General features: G+C 57.8%; 14 protein-coding genes. 5 read left to right on the top strand and 9 right to left on the bottom strand.

From position 1 onward, the window contains the following. Positions 1-162: 162 nt before the first annotated feature. From SYN_RS14790 to SYN_RS14770, 5 genes are read right to left on the bottom strand one after another with little or no spacing between them, the layout of a single operon-like run. The gene (locus SYN_RS14790; RefSeq protein WP_148202608.1) at positions 163-783 is read right to left on the bottom strand and encodes a PqiC family protein; all 621 of its coding nucleotides are present in this window, start codon (positions 781-783) and stop codon (positions 163-165) included. A gap of 1 nt (position 784) precedes the next feature. Then, positions 785-1771: an MlaD family protein gene (locus SYN_RS14785; RefSeq protein ID WP_011419045.1), complete on the bottom strand. Its 987-nt coding sequence runs from the start codon at positions 1769-1771 to the stop codon at positions 785-787. A gap of 34 nt (positions 1772-1805) precedes the next feature. Beyond that, positions 1806-2600, bottom strand: a complete 795-nt coding sequence (locus SYN_RS14780) for an ABC transporter ATP-binding protein (protein WP_011419044.1) — start codon at positions 2598-2600, stop codon at positions 1806-1808. Continuing rightward, entirely contained in the window at positions 2597-3742 is a 1146-nt protein-coding gene (locus SYN_RS14775) for an MlaE family ABC transporter permease (RefSeq protein WP_011419043.1), read from the bottom strand. The genes SYN_RS14780 and SYN_RS14775 overlap by 4 nt, the downstream gene beginning before the upstream one ends. Positions 3743-3760: 18 nt before the next feature. After that, complete coding sequence (locus tag SYN_RS14770) at positions 3761-7984, bottom strand: DEAD/DEAH box helicase (protein ID WP_011419042.1); 4224 nt, start codon at positions 7982-7984, stop codon at positions 3761-3763. A gap of 253 nt (positions 7985-8237) precedes the next feature. Between SYN_RS14770 and SYN_RS16325 the strand changes: the two genes are divergently transcribed. After that, positions 8238-8684 (top strand): NUDIX domain-containing protein, encoded by a 447-nt coding sequence (locus SYN_RS16325; protein WP_041585181.1) that lies wholly within the window; start codon positions 8238-8240, stop codon positions 8682-8684. On the opposite strand, the gene SYN_RS14760 is transcribed toward SYN_RS16325, so the two are convergent. From SYN_RS14760 to SYN_RS14745, 4 genes are all read right to left on the bottom strand, one after another. Beyond that, on the bottom strand, positions 8675-10111 hold the full coding sequence (locus SYN_RS14760) for an efflux transporter outer membrane subunit (RefSeq protein WP_011419040.1): 1437 nt from the start codon (positions 10109-10111) through the stop codon (positions 8675-8677). The genes SYN_RS16325 and SYN_RS14760 overlap by 10 nt on opposite strands. A 4-nt stretch (positions 10112-10115) precedes the next feature. Next, complete coding sequence (locus SYN_RS14755; RefSeq protein ID WP_041585180.1) at positions 10116-13346, bottom strand: efflux RND transporter permease subunit; 3231 nt, start codon at positions 13344-13346, stop codon at positions 10116-10118. A gap of 11 nt (positions 13347-13357) precedes the next feature. Next, positions 13358-14569, bottom strand: a complete 1212-nt coding sequence (locus tag SYN_RS14750) for an efflux RND transporter periplasmic adaptor subunit (RefSeq protein WP_041585831.1) — start codon at positions 14567-14569, stop codon at positions 13358-13360. A gap of 147 nt (positions 14570-14716) precedes the next feature. Further along, positions 14717-15292 carry a TetR/AcrR family transcriptional regulator gene (locus tag SYN_RS14745; protein WP_011419037.1) on the bottom strand — a complete coding sequence of 192 codons (576 nt, stop codon included), beginning with the start codon at positions 15290-15292 and terminating at the stop codon, positions 14717-14719. 209 nt (positions 15293-15501) lie between these two features. Here SYN_RS14745 and sfsA point away from each other — a divergent pair, with 209 nt between their 5' ends. The 4 genes from sfsA to SYN_RS14725 all read left to right on the top strand — a co-directional run bounded on the left by sfsA (position 15502) and on the right by SYN_RS14725 (position 19033). Next, positions 15502-16701 (top strand): DNA/RNA nuclease SfsA, encoded by a 1200-nt coding sequence (sfsA, locus tag SYN_RS14740; RefSeq protein ID WP_158302992.1) that lies wholly within the window; start codon positions 15502-15504, stop codon positions 16699-16701. A gap of 140 nt (positions 16702-16841) precedes the next feature. Further along, positions 16842-17147 carry a hypothetical protein gene (locus tag SYN_RS14735; RefSeq protein ID WP_011419034.1) on the top strand — a complete coding sequence of 102 codons (306 nt, stop codon included), beginning with the start codon at positions 16842-16844 and terminating at the stop codon, positions 17145-17147. 113 nt (positions 17148-17260) lie between these two features. Further along, a complete protein-coding gene (locus tag SYN_RS14730) occupies positions 17261-18178 on the top strand; it encodes a phosphate acyltransferase (protein ID WP_158302991.1) in 918 nt (305 codons plus the stop codon). A gap of 15 nt (positions 18179-18193) precedes the next feature. After that, complete coding sequence (locus SYN_RS14725) at positions 18194-19033, top strand: phosphate acyltransferase (RefSeq protein WP_011419032.1); 840 nt, start codon at positions 18194-18196, stop codon at positions 19031-19033. The last annotated feature ends 81 nt before the right edge of the window (positions 19034-19114 follow it).

Genomic DNA, 19114 nt, shown 5'->3' with positions numbered 1-19114 from the left:
CATCGCGACTCTGCGGCCCCGCCTCCCGGTGCGGCATAAAGATTGACCCCTCCGGCAGGTTCGGCGCGCCGTGTTCGCGTAGTCGGTCAGGGCCACGATCAGAATTAAGGATCAATTGCCGATTCATCTTTTCCGTTTTGCAGGCCTTTGCTGTTCATGAGTTCAGCGGGGGGCTGCTGTCGGGGGTGTCCATAACGTCCGGGCGATTTCCCGGCTTGCCTGTGCCAGGGTGCTGCTGACGGCCGCGGCCAGCGCTTCGTAACTGCCGTCGGCCAGCCGTTCGGTGAACGCGGCCATGTGAGTGACGCCTCCCCGGTCCTGGCCGGCAAAGATCGTCCACTGCGCCTTGAGGAGCACCGAGTCGCCGGGTATGCAATCCAGCCGGAGAATGCGCAGGGCCATCAGGTAATCCGTTTTTTCACCACGCACCTGGGGATAAACGAATATCCGGTCTGAGCTGAGGAGAATTGAAAGGTTTTCGGCCATCACGGCGGCGATGTTTTCCCGGAGGGAACCCGCCCAGCGGTCGAATTCGGCAAGGTTCAATTCGTTTCTCCCATCCCGGGTCACAATCTGGGGACGATCGAGGTAATCGGGGATTTCAACCGGAGCGATGAGGACCGAAGGAGGAGGTGGCGCCTCATCACGCGGGTTTGGCTTTGCCGCCTGCTGTTCAAGCGGCGTCAGCGTGTAAAACCGGGCCGGCTGCACGCTGGCGCAACCGGCAAGCAGAATCGCAACGGCTGGAAGAAACAGTCGGGAGATGCAAAGCAGGTTTTTCATGTCACTGTCCTTTGATGATGGCCTTGCCACGGAGCAGGGACTCCGGATGGCGCTCCAGATAATCGGAAAGGTGGCGCAGCGAGCGCGACGTCGCGCCAAGTTCCCGCAGAGTTTTGTTCATTTCCACGACGAGCGGAGAATCCCCGGAATAAGCCTGAAGGGTCTGTTCTGACTGCTTCAGGACGGCCTGGGCCGATTCCAGGGTTGTCTTCGTCGATGCGACCAGTTCTTTCATGTCCTTCCGGACGGATGCGGCCGTCTCTTTGCTCTCCACCAGGGTCTCTTCAGCGGCGCCGGAGGTCTGAGAGAGGCCGGCAACGAGGGGCTCGATCCGTTCATCGATATGCCGCACGAGCGTCTGAATATCCTTGAGGGCGGCTTCCAGGGTCTGGGTGGTCTTGCGCGTATCCACCGAATTCACGATCCGGTCGATTCCCTGGACGGCGCTGTTGAGGCTGACGACGATCTCCCGCAGGGGAAGATGTTCGACGGTTCTCTGAAGTTCCTGCAGGGCTGTGGGAATCGTGGGGATCTCGGCGTACTGTTTTTTCATCCCCACGTAGCGGGGTGGCGCGTTGGGGAAGAAATCAAGGGCCACCATAAGCTGGCCGGTTACGAAATTCTGAAGCTGAAGCTGGGCTCTCAGGCCCATTTCGACGACATGCCGCATCGCCCCTTGATCCGTGCTCAGCAGGCTTCCTCCTTCGATCAGTTCCGGATCCAGGCGGATGAGCACGGGAATGCGCAGCGCGCGCTGCTTCTGGTCTATGACCACACTGATGTCGGTCACTTCGCCTATCTTGACTCCCCGGAACGTCACCGGCGACCCGACGTTCAGCCCTTTTACCGATCCATCGAAAAACAGGACGTATTTCTGAGACCTGCTTAAAAACTTTCCGGAACCGAGGACCAGCACCGCCAGGACCAGGATGGCAATCGCGCCGACGACAAACGCGCCGATCAGGGTTTTGTTTTCCTTTCCGCTCATTTATTTCTTCCTTCCCACGCGAAAATTGCTGCAACTATTCTTTGGTTCGCCGGCCAGTTCCCCGGGTCAGAAAACTGACCACTTTCGGGTCTTCCGACTCCGCCAGGATGCGCTTGGGATCGCCGCCGGCCGTCATGGTTTTCGCTTCGGGATCGAGGAAAACCGAGTTGGTGCCGATGGCGAAAATGCTTGCCAGGTCATGGGTCACCACGATGACGGTTGTGCTCAGGCTTTCGCTCAGCTCGATGATCAGGTCGTCCAGCAGGCGGGCGCTGATGGGGTCGAGACCGGCGGAGGGCTCATCGAAAAAGAGGATGTCCGGATCGAGGGCCATCGCCCTGGCCAGCCCGGCCCGCTTCTTCATGCCGCCGCTGAGTTCCGAGGGGTAAAAGTCTTCAAAGCCCCCGAGTCCGACCAGGGCCAGCTTGAACGACGCCAGTTCCCGGATCTGCGCGGGCGAGAGGTCGGTATACTGCTCCAGCGGAAGGGCGATGTTTTCCGCCAGCGTCAAGGAGCTCCAGAGGGCGCCGCTCTGAAAGAGAATGCCGAAGCGCCTCTTGAGCTGTTCCCGCACTTCCGTTCCGGCGTCCCAGAAACTGACGTCGCCGTACAGGACCTGCCCGCGGGCGGGTTTCTTGAGGCCCACCATCTGTTTCATAAGCGTACTCTTGCCGCAGCCGCTCCCCCCCATGATGATGAAGATGTCACCCCGGCGGATGTGAAAGTTCAGATCGCGCATGAGCACGAAAGTGCCGTAGGATATCTCGAGATCGTGGACTTCGATGACCGTTTCCCGCTCGCTTTCGGGAAGTTTTTCCGACGCGTTCATATCCCAAGCACCTGGCAGAGCAGAGTAATGATGGCGGTCGCCACGACGATGCTGACGATGCCGGTGACCACCGCCGATGTGGCGGCAAAGCCGACGGCGGATGCGTTCCGTTCACACTGCAGGCCGCGCAGACAGCCGGCCAGGGCCACGAGCACTCCGAAGACAAAACTGTGGAAGAGGCCGATCCAGAAATAGGTCAGGCTCACCGCATTCACGGTTTCATGATAGTACTCGATGACTCCGAGATCAAGCATGCCGACGCCGACAATCAACCCCCCCACAACCCCCATGAGGTCGGAATAGATGCACAGCAGGGGCATCATCAGCATCAGCGCCAGCAGACGGGGCAGGACGAGGAAGTCCACGGGAGAAACGCCCAGGACTTCCAGCGCGTCAATCTCTTCGTTGACCTGCATCATGCCGAGCTGGGCGGCAAAAGCCGCACCCGTGCGGCCGGCCATGATGATGCCCGTCATGATCGCCCCCATGACCCGCACCATGGCGATTCCCACCACGTCGGCGACGTAGATCTGAACGCCGAACATCCTGAGCTGAATGGCCGCCACGAAGGCGAGGATCATTCCCACAAGGAGACTGATGAGGGAAACGATGGGCAGTGCCTGGGCGCCGGTTTCCTGAAGAATCAGGATCAGATCGGACCGCCGGAAGCCGGGTTTTCCCCGCAGCATTCGAAGGACGGAAAGGGTGGCATCGCCGACAAAGGCGAGCATATCCTTGAAGCCCCTGCCGAAATCCAGAGTGGCATCGGCAACCCTCACAAGAAACGAAGGGGGAGATTTTTCGCGCGTTACTCCCGAACGTTGTTTTTCCGGTGAGGCCAGCTCCAGCAGTCTGCAAACGCCTGGAGGCAGACCGGAAGAATCGACGGAAATCCCGTTTCCGCGGCAGATGTCGAAGACCTTCGCCAGAAAGATCAGCAGACCGCTGTCCCAGGCGCCGAGTCCGACCACGTCGAAGATAATCCGAGGCGCCGGAATCTGTTGTGAAAGGGCCTGCCGGATCTCTTCGGCATCAGGAAGCCGGCCGTTCGCCATCCAGTCTCCGGACAATCTCAGTACCAGCGCGTCCGTTGATGGTGAGATGAAGGAAAAAGTGGCTTCCTTATAAGTTGATGAACTCATCTTTGTTCCTCAGAAAAATTACCCTTCCCGGATCAGCTGAAACAGCTCGTCCGCCGACATCCGGCCGCTGATATCGCTGCCATCCAGCAGACTGTCGGCCAGATCCCGCTTGCTTGCATGCAGTTTTAGAATTTTTTCTTCAATGGTGTTCTTTGTCACCAGGCGGTACACCGTCACGGGCCGCTTCTGACCGATGCGGTGGGCCCGATCCGAGGCCTGGTCCTCCACTGCCGGATTCCACCACGGATCCATGTGAATGACAAAGTCCGCGGCGGTCAGGTTGAGGCCCACGCCGCCGGCCCGCAGGCTGATCAGGAAGAGGGAGCCCTTTCCCGCCTGGAAGGCCTCCACCTCCCGCCGCCGCTCTTTCGGCGGTGTGCCGCCGTCGAGGTAACGGTATTCGATGCCCTTCTGCTTCAGGTAATCCTGGATCAAAGCCAGATGACTGACGAACTGGCTGAAAACCAGCGCCTTGTGGGAATTTTCCAGCATTTCCTCCACGACCTCCCCGAAGAGAGCCAGCTTGGAACTGGTCAGTTCGCTGTCCGGCACGACCAGCCGGGGATGACAGCAGGCCTGCCGCAGGCGCATGATTTCCGCCAGGATTTTCAGGTGCTTTTGTCCGACGGGGCTGTCGTTCTGTTCCAGGGTTTCCACGGCCTGCCGGCGCATGGCCTCATAGAGGGCCGTTTCCTCCGGCGACATTTCCACCTGGAGGACCACATCGGTCCGGGGAGGAAGTTCGTCCAGCACCTGGGATTTGATCCGCCTCAGGAGAAAGGGGGAAATGAGCTTTTTCAGCCGCTTCCGGGCTTCCCGATCGCCGTTTTTTTCGATCGGAATGGCGTAGCGTTCGTTGAACTGCGGCCGGGAGCCGAGCAGGCCGGGATTGATGAAATCAAAGAGGGTATAGAATTCCCCCAGATGATTTTCAATGGGGGTGCCCGTGGTGATGAGTCGGAAATCACCCTTCAAAGACAGGGCGGCCTGGGCTCGCTGGGTCTCGAAATTCTTGATGGCCTGGGCCTCGTCGAGGACGATGGTGTGCCAGTGCGCTGTGGCGAGGAGTTCCGATTCCTGCTGAAGAAGCCCGTAGCTGCAGATCAGCACGTCCATGCCCTTGAGCTTCCCGATGCGTTCCTCCCGGTTCCGGCCGCCGAACAGGACAGGATTGAGGGTAGGAGCGAAGCGGTTAATCTCGGCCTGCCAGTTCATGCAGACGGAAGTCGGGGCGATTACCAGCGTGGGGCCTTTGGGACCGCGTTCCAGCATGACCGCCAGGGCCTGCAGGGTCTTGCCCAGTCCCATGTCATCGGCGAGACATGCGCCGGCGCCCCAGGAGGACAACCGGATCATCCATTCGTAACCGGCCACCTGATAATCCCTCAATTCCGCCTGCAGGGTGGAGGGGACGACGGGCTGCAGGGTCATTCCCTTTTGAAAGGTTTTTACCCGCTCTTTCCACGAGGAGTCCCGATTCACCTGGGTAAAGTCATCGAAGATTCCGTCCAGAACCGGAATGGCCAGGGCATGGCAGCGGACTGTTTTCCCACGCCGGTCGGCATAGACGTTCATCTCGTCCAGGCGGCGGCGCAGAGCCTCGGTGAGAGCGATAAACCGGCCCTCCCCGAGGGGGAGAAAACGACGGGGGGAAGATTCCACCAGCTCAAGGAGGGTCTTCATATCCATCACCAGACCTTCATCGAGCTGAAGCTGGCCGTCCAGCTCGAACCAGTCTCCCACCTTATGGACTTTCAGACGCATCTGCTCGAAAGAGGCCTGCTGAGGAGTTTTCAGGGATTCGCCTTCCGGCCATTCGATCACCACTTCCTCCGCTTCCTGCAGGGGGTTCAGCTCCAGCAGCAGGTCCAGACAATCTTCCGGATTCTCCAGATACCCCTGCCCCCGGTCGTTCATGACCATGAACAGAGTGGGGCACCGATCTTCCAGGAGCTTGACATTGCGGATCTCCAGGGCGAGATCGCGCCGGGCCAGGAGATGCTTTCCATCCATGTCCGCCATGACATGCTCCATGCCTTTTCCAGGTTTCAGGCGGGTTCCGCCGCTGCCGAAGGGACGAACCAGCAGCTCCAGGTGAAAACCATCGCCGGCCGGCGCCAGCTGGATAACAGGACGGGGATCGCCCTCGATTTCTTCGAGGGATTCCGCACTGCCGCCGATGGTGGAATGGATGGTCACCAGGGAGGAGAGTTCCGCCATGGCCGCCATCAGCTCATTCCTGGCCGCTGCCGGAACAATCAGCCCCTTGCTGCTCAGGATCTGTCCGATCCGATGATGGGCGTCCGAAATTTCGCAGATCCGGAACCGGCTGGGATTTTCGGGCATCAGGACCACCCGGGATTCCGTCAGGGGAACACTCAGACGCAGGCAGAGCCCCTCCGTCGACTCCGTCACCATCAGCTCAACCTCCCCCCGGAGGAATTCCACGGGTTTTTCCGGATTCTCTTCAGAAAAAATAAGGGGATGTCCCACGAGCAGCGGCAGGGTTTTCTCCCAGTCGAAATAGTAATCGGCGCCGCTGTAACCACCGTAATACCGGGCTTCCGCTTTCAGGGTCGCCCGGATCATGTGATCCTGCCGACTCAGGTATTCCAGATTGGTCCCCTTGTGCAGCCGGCTGAGGGCGACGGGCCGCCCCGAGGTCCAGCCGCCCCGGGCCTTCTGCCGCTGTTCCAGCGGTTTGAGGGACAGGCCCTCCTCTCCATAAAGAAACAGCCAGATCAGCCTTTTTTCCTTGGAAACGATAGAGGGGCGTTCCATCGCCGCCGTCTGGGTCAGGGCCCGGAGGCTTTTACGCCAGGGCTCTTCGAAATGGATCGACGGGATGAGGGAAACCAGACCGGCGCCGGCGCTGATCTCCTCTGCCTGCTGTCGGTACAGAGGCGGATTGACGCCGGCGGCAGTGAGGAGGCCTGCACATTCCATCATGGCCCAGGCCATTCCGTTGCCCCGGGCTCTCTGATACAACGTCTGCAGCGACGTAATGGTTTTCGAGGTGAGACGGCGCTTCTGCCAGAATTCCGCCAAGGCGGCAAAAACCGTTCCGATTTCCGGTCGTTCCGGCAGAGAATCGTAATCCGGGTATTCCGGCTCCATCATCAGGGCGGCGGCGATTTTTCTCAAGGCGGTCAGACTTGTAACATAGAAATTGCTGGGATTGTTGCGATGGACGGTCAGATACAGGTATTTTTTGAGTTTCGCAGCCCCCGCCGCATCCGGTTGAGCCGCATAAGCCTTCAGGAGGGCCAGCAGGAAAAAAAGGCCGACCGGGTCGGTAAAGAAATTATTCCGGACGCCGGTTTTCCGGGCCAGCAGGCGGAGATCCGATTCCGTTGCCGCAATGGCCTCCTCATTCTTCCCTTCGAGGAAATAAAGGCATCCCTGCAGGCCGCCGGTGTATCCTTCCTCTCTCCGGCCAATTTCCCTGAGAAGCTGGCGGGCGTCAGCAAGGCGGCCTCCGAGAAGGAGTCGAAGGATCAGGATGTGAAGCAGGGGACGAAGGGCCAGCACCTCGGGGAGTGGGAGGCCGCCTTGCTCTGTCAGTCTGTCTCCGGAGACCAGATCCAGGGCCTCGTTCAGCGGCGCTTCATCGGGTTCAAGAAAGATCAGGCTCTGGAGCAGGATGCGGGAGAGAGCGGCGGACCGGAGATCCAGGGGCAGCGTGCCGAACCAGACCCGGTCGAAGGGCTGGTTGCAGACGCGCAGAAAGGGATCCGGGGTGCGGTAAGGCATGGGGCAGAAGCGAAGCATCGAATCATAAAGCGTTTTTACCTCTCTTGAATCCTGCCGGTAGAAGGCGATGCGGAAATCCCGCAGGACGCGTCTCCAGTCATATTCGGGAGAATAACGGGAAAGATAGCGATTGCCGGGCATCAGCCGTTGAATCGACCGGGCCATCTTTTCAAAATGCCCTTCCGCGACGGCCCGCCGGGTGGCGATTTCCCGGAAGCTTTCCGGACATTGATAATGGTCATCCACGAGTCCCAGCTTGACGATGCGTTTCAGCGCCGGCTGCAGGTTCTGCCAGCTGGTTTTTCCGAGTCCCGCAAAGGCAATGCCCGTCACATCGAAACAGCGGATCACGGTCGTCATGCTCACCGGTTCCATAAACAGGGAGCAGAACTGCACCAGGATCTGTTCTCCCGGCGATAACCCCTCATACAGGCTTGACAGTTTCTCACGCTTTCTTGACCCGGCCACGGATTGTTGTTGCTCATTCATTCACGAAAAATCCTGTTTATGTATTCCTGATTCTGCGAAATTCTGCGTCATTTTCGTTTCATCTGCAAGGTCTTTTCATCCTGAACCGCCTTTCTTCGTCGACTGTCCGGGATGCGCCGTCAGCGAGCCATGTGAGTATGCCGCCCCGGGACCATCCGGCAGGCAGAAGCGCCCGTCGCGAAAGCAAAAACTCGAATACCATCCGGAAATGTGGTACAAAAATAATTCATTCCGATTCACAAGGAGGTTTTTCATGAGAGTTCGGGTGTCTGCCGTTTTTGAACAGGCCGGTGAAATCCTGTGCATGAAGTACATCTATGGTGGAAAAGAGGTTTTCGCCCTGCCCGGTGGCGGGGTGGACAAGGATATCCCCCTGCAGGAGGCCATCGTCAATGAATGGAAGGAGGAACTGGGGATTAAAGTCGACATCGGCGACATCATTCTGATTGGAGAAGCTCCCGCTGGAAAACGGCATCCGCAGACCCTGCACGTCGTTTTTGAGGCCCGGGAAATCCGCGGCACTCCCAAGGTGCGGTCGGACGCGACCCATTCTCTGGATGTGGCCTGGGTTCCCCTCGAAAAATTATCCTCCCTACCCCTTTATCCCGATGTGGGCAAACAGCTGTCCGCCTCTTTTTCCGAAGAGCCCCGGCGTTCCGTTGCCTTCATCAGCAACTGCATGGAACGGGGCTACTGGTAACGGGAATCCATTGCCGTCCCGCCCCCCAGAACCTTGTATAGATTGACCTGATTGGTGAACCGGCTGCCGCGAAGGGCAGTCAGCACCTGCTGAGCGCTGAAGAGGGAGCGCTGCGCGTCGAGAACATTCAGATAACTGTCGACCCCCCGTGTGTAGCGGGCGTCAGCGAGACGGTAAGTCCTGGCGGTCGCCTCCACCAGGGACTCCTGGGCCGCCAGTTGTTCCCCAATGGTTCCCCTCTGCGCCAGGGCATCGGCCACTTCCCGGAAAGCCGTCTGGATCGTCTGCTCGTATTGGGTTACAGAGATATCCCGCTCCACTTTGGTGACATCATAGGCCGACCAGGTGCGGGCATCGAAAATCGGGACGGCGATCTGCGGGGCGAACATCCAGGTATCCTGGCCGGACTTGAAAAGCCCGGAGAGGTCGGCGCTTGCCGTTCCGATGGCGGTCGTCAGGGAGATGCGGGGGAAAAAAGCAGCGCGGGCGGCGCCGATGTTGGCGTGGGCCGCTTTGAGCCGGTGTTCCGCCGCCAGCACATCCGGTCGGTTCAGGAGCACTTCGGAGGACAGGCCGGGAGAGATCTCCCTCGGGGGGAGAACGCCGTCCAGCCCTGCTGGCAGGAGTTCCCCCGGGAGGGGTGTTCCGACCAGAAGATTCAAGGCGTTTTCATCCTGAGCCGTCAGTTGGGTGTAGACGGCAACGTTTCTTCGGGCTGTATCCACTTGAGTCTGCGCGCGGCGAAGATCCAGCTCGGATGACAGCCCGACATCGTAGCGCTTCCGGATCAGATCATAGGAGGCTTGCTGGGCCTCAAGCGTGGAGCGGGAGAGTTTCAGATTCTCCGCGTCGGCGGCCATGGCAAACCAGACATTGGCCACCTCGGATACCAGGAGGATCCGGGCGTTGCGGCGGGCCTGATCCGTGGCCAGATATTCCTGCAGGGCACGGTCTTTCAGGCTGCGGATTCGCCCGAAAAAGTCGATTTCCCAGGCTGTGACCCCCAGATCGACGCTGTATACCTCCCGGGTCGTTGAATGCCCGGAGGACGAGAGATCCGCCGGGACGCGCTCCTTGAGCCCGCTTCCCATCACATCGACCACAGGCAGCAGTTCAGCCCGCTGGACGCCATAAAGGGCCCGCGCCCTTTCCACATTCAAGGTTGTCAGACGCAGGTCGCGACTGTTGTTCAAGGCCGTTTCAATCACCTTCTGAAGGCGTTTCTCGGGGAGGAACTCCCTCCAGGGCAGCTCCGCCACCGCCGTCAGCGCAGGTTCATCAGGCTTTGCCCCCTGGTAGGCCGCTCCCGTCGGCCAGCCGGAAGGAACAGGAGAGGCAGGACGCTGGTATTTCGGGGCCAGAGTGCATCCCCCCAGCAGAACAGCGATCATGCCCAGTACAAGAATACGGGATCCATTACTCTTCATATTTTCAATCCTCTAATGGACTTTTCTTTTCTGTCGTGGCGGTTTTCAGCTCATCGCTCAGGTTCTGGTCGACGATGCCGATGCGGGAGTCTTTCCTGACGGCTTGCCGTTGCCGGTATCTGCCCAGAAACCGCTCGATCAGTACGTAAAAAAGCGGGGTAAAAATAACCACCAGGACGGTCGCGGTCACCATTCCTCCCAATACGCCCGTGCCTATGGCATTCTGAGCTCCCGCGCCGGCGCCCGTGGTCAGGGCCAGGGGCAGAACACCGAAGCCGAAGGCCAGAGAGGTCATGACGATCGGACGAAAACGTAGTTTCGCCCCCTCCAGGGTGGCCTCGATCAATCCCATTCCCTGTTCCCGTCCGGTTTTGGCGAACTGGACGATCAGGATGGCATTTTTGGTGGTGAGCCCCAGGGTCGTCAGCAGGCCGATCTGGAAATAGACGTCATTGGGAAGCCCCCGAAGGCTCGAGGCGATGACGCCGCCGATCATACCCAGGGGAAGGGTGAGCAGAATCGCGATCGGGATAGGCCAGCTCTCATAGAGTGCCGCCAGGCAAAGGAAAATGACGAAAATGGAAAAAGCGTAAAGCAGGGGCGCCTGGGCACTCGACATCCGCTCCTGGTAGGAAAGCCCCGTCCAGTCAAAACCGATACCCTGCGGCAGCTTTTTGATAAATCCTTCCATAGCCCGCATGGCCTCGCCGGAACTCCTGCCCGGCGCCGACTCACCCTGAATGTTGATGGAAGGGAAACCGTTATAGCGCTGCAGTTTTGGAGATCCCGAAGTCCAGTGCCCCGTCGCGAAGGCTGAGAAGGGAACCATTTTGCCTGCAGTGTTGCGTACATGGAGCTTCTCCAGATCATCGGGAAGCATACGGTAGGGGGCATCGGCCTGAACGTATACCCGTTTAACCCGGCCGCCCTGAATGAAGTCGTTGACATAGGCGCTGCCGAAGGACGCGGAGATCGTATTCTGGATAGAGGCAAGGGGAGTTCCCAGCGCGCCGGCCTTTCCCCAGTCCACATCGATCCGGTATTCAGGCACATCGTCCAGGGCATTGGGCCGGACCTTGCTCAGAACAGGATCCTTTGCCGCCATGCCGAGGATCTGGTTGCGGGCGGACATCAGTTCTGCATGCCCCAGGCCGCCCCGGTCCAGCAACTGAAAATCAAACCCTTTGGCCTGCCCCAGTTCCACAACCGCAGGCGGGGCGAAGGCAAAGACCATGGCGTTGCGGATTGAAGAAAATTGTCCCATGGCCCTGCCCGCAACAGCGTCGACCTTGAGATCCGGCCGATCCCGGAGTTCCCAATCCCTCAACTTGACAAAGGCCAGGCCCGCGTTCTGTCCCCGGCCGGAGAAGTTCATGCCGGAGATCGTCATGACGTGTTCGACCGCATCCTTCTCATTCTCCAGGAAATGGGCCTGAACATTCTCCATAATCCTTTCGGTCTGTTCCAGGGTCGAGTTTGCCGGGAGCAGGGCCTGAACCATCAGGACTCCCTGATCTTCATCGGGGAGATAAGCTGTGGGCATGCGGAGAAACAGAAAACCCATGGCCGCCACGATCAGGAGGAATATAACAAGATAGCGGGATATTCTGGAAAGAGAATGGCCGATCAGGTTGACATAGAGGTTCCGGATTCGAAGGAACGTCCGATCAAACCAGATAAAAAAGGGCCGCAGAAAAAAGACGGCATTGTCCGCCGGGTTGTGTCCGGCGGCTACCGGTTTGAGCAGCGACGAACAGAGCACCGGCGTCAGGATCAGGGCCACGACGACCGAGAGAAGCATGGAGGCGATGATCGTCACGGAAAACTGGCGATAGATGACTCCCGTGGACCCGCCGAAAAAGGCCATGGGACCGAAGACCGCCGAAAGCACGAGCCCGATGCCGATCAGGGCGCTGGTAATCTGGTCCATGGATTTGCGGGTGGCCCCTTTGGGGAGCAGCCCTTCCTCAGTCATGATCCGCTCCACGTTCTCCACGACCACGATGGCATCATCCACCAGGAGGCCGATGGCCAGCACCATGGCAAACATGGTCAGCATGTTGATGGAGAAGCCGAAAAATCCCAGCACCGCAAACGTTCCCAGGATCACCACCGGGACGGCGATGGTCGGGATCAGGGTGGCCCTCAGATTTCCCATGAACAGATACATAACCAGGAAAACCAGCACGATCGCTTCGATCAGGGTCTTAACGACCTCCTTGATGGCCACCTTGACAAAGGGCGTGGTGTCGTAGGGATAAACGATTTTCATTCCGGCGGGGAAGTAATGGCTCATCTCTTCCAGCTTTGCCCTCACATTATCGGCCGTTTCCAGAGCATTAGCGCTGGCGGCCTGACGGATGGCCATTCCGGCGGACGGCTTGCCGTTAAAATAGGCCTGAATGTCGTAGACCTCCGTGCCCAGTTCCGTCCGCCCCACATCCCTGATTCGGACGACGGAGCCGTCGGGATTGGTGCGGAGAGGAACGGCGGCGAATTCCTCAGGCGTCTTGAGCATGCTCTGGACGACAATGGCGGCATTCAGCCTCTGTCCCGGCACCGCCGGCGCTCCCCCGAACTGCCCGGCGGAAACCTCCGCGTTGTAGGCCTTCAGCGCCGTGACAACATCCTGAACCGTCATCCGGTAATCCGTCAGCTTGTCGGGATTCAGCCAGACGCGCATGGCATACTGACTGCCGAAGATCTCCACCTCGCCTACCCCCGGCACCCGCGAAAGCACCTTCTCCAGGCTGGATTGAGCATAGTCGCGCAAGTCATTTCCATCCATGCTCCCGTCTTCCGAGACGAGGCCCACGATCATCAGATAGTTCCTGGTGGATTTGGCCACTTTGACCCCCGAACTCTGCACGACTTCGGGGAGGCTTGCCATGGCCAGCTGGAGTTTGTTCTGCACCTGGGACCAGGCCATGTCCGGATCGGTTCCCGGGGCGAAAGTCAACTCGATGCGGGAAGAGCCCGCCGAATCACTGCTGGTGGAGAGGTACAGCAGCTTGTCAAAGCCGGTCATTTTCTGCTCGATGATCTGGGTGACGCTGTTTTCAACGGTTTCCGCCGACGCTCCCGGATAGAATGCGGTGATGGCGATGGACGGCGGGGCGATGGGGGGGTACTGGGAAACGGGCAGGTTGTAGATCGCCAGCGCGCCGGCCGCCATCATGATAATGGCAATGACCCAGGCGAAAACAGGCCGATCCAGGAAGAATCTTGATAACATCACGCCCTCCGTCAGTTCGTTCCGGCAGCCGGTGAGGCACTGCTTCCGGGGGCAGCACTCTTCTGCATGTTGGCGGCATCAAAAGGAACAGCCTTTGCGGGGGCCCCCGGTTTAACCTTTTGCATTCCCTCGACGATCACCCGATCTCCAGCTGCAAGACCTGAAGAAACAAGCCATTTGTCTCCGATAGTCCGATCGCAGGTCAACATCCGCTGCTGAACCTTCCCTTCCGCATCTACGATCAAAGCCAGAGGATTCCCCTTCGGGTCGCGGCTGACACCCTGCTGGGGAACCAGGAGCGCCTGTTCGTTGACGCCTTCCTCGATTATGGCCCGGACATACATACCCGGCAGCAGAATTTCCTGCGGATTGGGAAAAACAATGCGCAGGATAAAGGATCCGCTTGTGGGGTCTACCGTAATATCACGGAATTGCATGGTTCCTTCCAGGGGGTAGGGGGTTCCGTCTTCCAGAAGGAGCTTGACTTTTGCTGAAGAAGATCCGTCTTTTTTGAGCGCGCCGCTGGCCATGCTCTTCTGCAGACGCAGCAGGCTGGCGCTCGACTGGGTGACGTCGACGTAGATGGGGTCGATCTGCTGGATCGTGGTCAGTGCGATTCCCTGCCCCGCAGTCACCAGCGCCCCTACGGTCACCAGGGATCTGCCGATGCGCCCGGAAATGGGCGCGGATATACGGGTATAGGCCAGATTGATCCGGGCGGCCTCCACCGCCGCTTTGCCTGCCTGGATTTCCGCCTCGGCCTGTTTGAGAGCGGCGGCGGCATCGTCGTAATCCTGCTGGCTGACCGCCTTGATGGCGACCAGTTTCCCGTAACGGTCAGCCCTGTAGCGGATGGACGTCACATTCGCTTCCGCTCGTGCAAGATGCGCTCTGGCGCTGGCGTAAGCTGCAGAATAGGTGGCCGGATCGATCTGATAGAGTACGTCTCCGGCCTTGACATCCGCGCCTTCCTTGAAAAATCGCTTCTGAAGAATGCCGCTGACCTGAGGCCGTACCTCGGCGATGAGATAGGGTGAGGTTCGACCCGACAGCGCGGTCGTGATGACGACCCGCTCCGGCTGTACCGTCACTACGGCGACTTCGGGAGGTCCGCCCGGACCTGCTTTGCCGTTGTCTGCTTTCTGTCCGCAGCCTGCCGTTAGAAGAAATCCGGCAAGGACCGCCAGAATAGTCATGAACCTCATGCCGTTGTGAATCTGCATACGCCACCTCTGCGACCTGAATGAAATTGCCTGCCCCGCAGCTGTGCGGTTCAGGAGATTTTTGTGCTGTTCATCCGCAATGTCGGAAGAAAAAAACGCCTTGTGATCCTGAATAACCATTCATTATTTAATGCCCTGTTTTTCCTGTCATCTTCTGATGCCGTCCCAGCAGGCTTCGACGGTTTGTGTGATCAAGGTCTCGTCCAGAACGACAAAACCCAGGATATGATCCCGCGCGAGGGTAACCAGGGGACCGAAAGCGAGAGCAAACAGCACAATACAGGGGAAATCTTTCAGAACCTGCTGGGCGATTCCCTTTGCAAAGAGTTCCGTGACGATGTCACGATTGTTGATTTTTCCCAGAAATCGATCCCTGCGCCGGGACGTTCCATAGGGAGAGTTATGGTATTGTTCGAGATAACGGAAATGCAGAGGGTAGGTGATGAAATATCGGAGCAGCGTGGTTCCGAGATGGAGAAACCGTTCCCGGAAGGGTTTCTTTACAGAGTATTCTTCACGAAGGGCCGCCAGAATCTTATCTTCCAGTTCATGATACAGGGCGTCGATAAGTACATCCTTGTTCTCGAAATAGCGGTAGATGGTGCCCACCGCTACATCGGACTTCTTCGCGATCATAGCCATCGGGGCGCCGTGAAATCCCTTTTCCGCGATCAGTTCCAGGGCGGCTTGTACGATCTCCTCCCTTTTGCCGGTATTTTTCATGGCCTTACCTCTTCTTTCAAAGAATGAACGTTCATTCTTTGAAACAGGCAGTTCTTATGATCCTTTTGGGGGCTTTGTCAAGGGCTTTTTACCCTTTGATTGCCCGTGCATGAAAAATTATCCGATGCCTGCGAAGACAGTATGGAATCTCCATGATGGAAATGGTAAATAATTCATTCCGACATGGAATTCTCTTCCAGGAGGGTAAGATGGAAGAAGCCCGGTTTATTGAAAGACCGAACCGTTTCACCGTTCGCTGCGCCCTGGGGTCGGAGATTCTCGATGCCTATCTCCCCAATCCGGGTCGTCTGTGGGAATTGCTGTTGCCGGACAGCGTGCTGTATGTCGTGCGGCGGGACGTAGGGCAAGATCGGAAACTCCGGGGGGTTGTTGTGGCTGTCGAGCGGGAAGGTCGGCCCGTCATGCTGCACACGCTGGCCTGCAACGATATCGTGGCCGATCTGCTTCGTCAGAAGCGTCTGCCCGGCTTCGAAGGCATGAATATCCTTCAGCGGGAGATCGCCCGGGGGCGCAGCCGTTTTGATTTCCTGCTGGAGCAGAACGGCGCTCCCCGGCTGCTGGAAGTCAAGTCCTGTACCCTCTTCGGCCGTTGCATCGCTATGTTTCCCGATGCGGTCACCCTCCGCGGACGGCGGCATCTTCTGGAACTGGCCGAGCTGTCCAGACAGGGGACACCCGCCCATGTCCTCTTTCTCGTGCACTGGCCTCATGCGGACTTCTTCCTTCCGGATTACCACACTGACTTTGACTTCGCTTCGACCTTTCTGGCCGTGCGGGACGCGGTCCGGTTTTCTGCCCTGGCGGTCGACTGGCAGCCCGATATGACACCCGGCGCAGAAATTCGGGAGCTTTACATTCCCTGGGAGCTTCTGGAGCGTGAAGTTCAGGACAGCGGCTGCTATCTGCTGGTCCTGCATCTTCCCCGGAATGAAAACGTGATCCCGGGTGGTTCAACTCTCCTTTCTTTGCGGAAGGGATATTATGTCACTGTTGTTTCCATCCGTTCCGGCCTGACCCGGCATCTTCAAAAAAGTTCCCGGCGGAGACCGGGGTCGGAAAACAGCCGGAAAAGCACCGTCCCTGACAACCTGAAGGCGGCGGCGGACAAGATCCTGGCGATCCCGATCCGGACAACGGAGCCGCTGGAAGCGGAACTGAACGATGCCCTTTCCCGGATTGCCGACTGGTCTGTGCCGGGCTTCGAAGCCCGGGGAGATGCCGGGCTTGCCCCTGTGTTCGGCATGGCCGGCCCTCCTCTCCAGCGCCGCGCCTTTGTGGAGCTTCTTCTGGATTTCCGCATCAACCGTCTGGAAAAGTTTCTGGCCCGCGGGGCCGGTTCGAGTGCAGGCCCGCCGGTCGGGAATCCATCTCTGGAAAAAATCCAATAAAAATCTTGACAAGTACCCCTGTTGTCATCAAGGGTTATTCATCAGGCGTTTTACTGGAAGAAAATAAGTCGGGCCGGGAAGTGAGAATTTCTATAACCATGAAACGTTAACTGTTTTCGAAAAACGAAAGGAGTTTCAGGATGAACGATGTCATAGGAGTTGCCTGGTTCAAAGATGAACCGACTTACCGGAGGGCGCTGGCGATCTTTACCGATCCCGAAAACATGCCCGCCACTTTTGCCGACTGGAAAGCTCTTGTCGAAAAACAGTGTGAACTGATCAGGGGAAACGGCGACATCGCGATTCGCGCGGACATCGATCTGGAGACATTTGCCGATTGGTGCAACGCCCATGGACATAAAGCCGATTCCCAGGGCAGAACGGCGTTTGCCAACCATATAGCGCTCGAGTATCGGAAGACCGGCCAGGGAACGGTCATCGAGTAGCCCGCAGAGTTTGTCCTGTACAGAGCAAATGCCTTTGGAGGATTGGGTGGCGGGGACGAACTCAAGGAATATGGATAGCGCGGCGGAATCATATTGATATGAGGTATGCAATCATGCTCATAAGGAGTTTTGAAGAGGCAGACGAAATTGCAGGGAGAGTTGGTCCTAAGAAGGTATCCGTCGTCAAGGCCGATAACAGAGAATTTCTTCTGGCCTTGAAAGAAGCTTATGAGAGAGGTTACGCGGAGCCCGTTTTGATCGGGGATGAACGGAAGATCAGAAAGCTCGCCGAGGAGATCAGCTTTGACATTACAAAGTTTGCCGTCATTGATGTACGGGATCCCCAGGAATCAGCCGATAAAGGCGTCCAGCTTGTTGAGTCTGGAGAAACCCATTTTATTCTGCGTGGTTATATCGATGGCCCTTATCTTTACAGGTCCCTCATATGGGCTGCTTCCAAGCGGGGATTCAGAAGATGCGTCAGTGGCGTCGCTCTGATGCAGTTTCCCGTTCTGCCAAAGCTCATCGCGGTCACGGACGCGGGGCTGACCGTGGCCCCCGATTTCAGGGCCAAGATGGAGATTATAGAAGACGCCGTGGATCTTTTTTCCCGATTCGGCTACGAAAGCCCGCAGGTGGGGCTTATCGCCGCCCGAAGGGGATTGAATGATGATCTGGGTTCCGTTTCCGACGCCGTCAGGATTCGAGAAGCCTATGAAAAGGGGGAGCTGCCCGGATGTCGCTTGATGGAGGGATTATCTCTTGCGGATTTTCTCCTCGGCGGGGAGGGCTTTCTCGATCGGTTCGAGGAGATCGACTATTCCCGGATACCGGACATTCTTATTGCCCCCAACCTGGAATACGGGAATATTGCCTGTAAGATCGACAACATCGCCGCGAATGACTTTTTCTCAGGGATCAGGAGGCACGTGATCATTGTCGGAGGAGGCATGCCGGCCGTGATACCCTCCCGTTCGGATTCCCATGAGACAATCATTACCGATATCGCCCTCGGGGTATTGAGTTCATAAGGAAAGAAAATTCTCATGATAAGAAACTTCAGGCAGATTCTGGAGAAGGCTCAGGAGAAAGGCAGAAAGCGGGTTGCCGTACCGGCGCCTCGAAGCCGCAGGGTATCTCAATTTCTCGCTGAAGCGGAAAAAGCTGGTCTGATCACCCCTGTCCTTGTCAATGGGGGCAACGAGCCGGAAGTTCTTGCCAGGATTATTGCGATGGCCCGGAACGGGGACGTGGATCTTCTTTTTCAAGGCGATGCCGGAATGAGGAATTTCCTTGACGCTCTGACCGTCAGAGAAGCCGGCATCGCTGAAAGTGATTCTCTGAGCTATCTTTCCCTTTTTGAATTGCCTTCGGAGAACAGGCTGATCATGATCACCGATACGCTGATCCAGTCATACCCGGACATGAAGCAGAAGGTGCGAATTCTGGAAAACGCCATAGAATTTGCCGGGATTCTGGGCATTGAAAAACCAAAGACCGCTGCCTTGTCAACAATGGAACTTGTCAATTTTTCTGTTCCTTCTTCCGTGGACGCAGCAGTTCTTGCAAAGATGTCTGAGCGGAAGCAATTGAAGGGGATCGTTGAAGGCCCTCTTGATATCGATTGTGCTTCATCCCGGGAGAGGGCTCTGAGAAAAGGCCTTGAGAGTTCTGTCGCGGGGCGGGTGGATATATATTTTCTCCCGAATATCGATGCCTGCTATTCGATTGCGGAGATCCTGATTTTCCTGGGCAGAAGCACACCGGCCGGAGCCTTGATGGGAACGGGCGTTCCTGTGGTGTTGAATCCCCGCTTTGAGTCCTCTTATTCACTGCTTCTGGACACGGCTCTGGCGTCCATCAGGAGTCAGGAAATTCAGCCCTGAACAACGGCAGCCAAAGTGACGGCCATCGGGGCCTCGGAATCAATAGCGCTGCCGCGCTGCGGCTTATATGGTACAAGGCGT

Origin of the sequence: Syntrophus aciditrophicus SB (assembly GCF_000013405.1) — a bacterium.
Taxonomy (GTDB): Bacteria; Desulfobacterota; Syntrophia; order Syntrophales; family Syntrophaceae; genus Syntrophus; species Syntrophus aciditrophicus.
This window is presented reverse-complemented; position numbering and strand designations above follow the sequence as displayed.

What these genes read in the sequence shown, in the direction of transcription:
- SYN_RS14790 (WP_148202608.1), bottom strand. Translation starts at nt 783, where the DNA reads ATGAAAAACCTGCTTTGCATCTCCCGACTGTTTCTTCCAGCCGTTGCG.
- SYN_RS14785 (WP_011419045.1), bottom strand. Translation starts at nt 1,771, where the DNA reads ATGAGCGGAAAGGAAAACAAAACCCTGATCGGCGCGTTTGTCGTCGGC.
- SYN_RS14780 (WP_011419044.1), bottom strand. Translation starts at nt 2,600, where the DNA reads ATGAACGCGTCGGAAAAACTTCCCGAAAGCGAGCGGGAAACGGTCATC.
- SYN_RS14775 (WP_011419043.1), bottom strand. Translation starts at nt 3,742, where the DNA reads ATGAGTTCATCAACTTATAAGGAAGCCACTTTTTCCTTCATCTCACCA.
- SYN_RS14770 (WP_011419042.1), bottom strand. Translation starts at nt 7,984, where the DNA reads ATGAATGAGCAACAACAATCCGTGGCCGGGTCAAGAAAGCGTGAGAAA.
- SYN_RS16325 (WP_041585181.1), top strand. Translation starts at nt 8,238, where the DNA reads ATGAGAGTTCGGGTGTCTGCCGTTTTTGAACAGGCCGGTGAAATCCTG.
- SYN_RS14760 (WP_011419040.1), bottom strand. Translation starts at nt 10,111, where the DNA reads ATGAAGAGTAATGGATCCCGTATTCTTGTACTGGGCATGATCGCTGTT.
- SYN_RS14755 (WP_041585180.1), bottom strand. Translation starts at nt 13,346, where the DNA reads ATGTTATCAAGATTCTTCCTGGATCGGCCTGTTTTCGCCTGGGTCATT.
- SYN_RS14750 (WP_041585831.1), bottom strand. Translation starts at nt 14,569, where the DNA reads ATGCAGATTCACAACGGCATGAGGTTCATGACTATTCTGGCGGTCCTT.
- SYN_RS14745 (WP_011419037.1), bottom strand. Translation starts at nt 15,292, where the DNA reads ATGAAAAATACCGGCAAAAGGGAGGAGATCGTACAAGCCGCCCTGGAA.
- sfsA (WP_158302992.1), top strand. Translation starts at nt 15,502, where the DNA reads ATGGAAGAAGCCCGGTTTATTGAAAGACCGAACCGTTTCACCGTTCGC.
- SYN_RS14735 (WP_011419034.1), top strand. Translation starts at nt 16,842, where the DNA reads ATGAACGATGTCATAGGAGTTGCCTGGTTCAAAGATGAACCGACTTAC.
- SYN_RS14730 (WP_158302991.1), top strand. Translation starts at nt 17,261, where the DNA reads ATGCTCATAAGGAGTTTTGAAGAGGCAGACGAAATTGCAGGGAGAGTT.
- SYN_RS14725 (WP_011419032.1), top strand. Translation starts at nt 18,194, where the DNA reads ATGATAAGAAACTTCAGGCAGATTCTGGAGAAGGCTCAGGAGAAAGGC.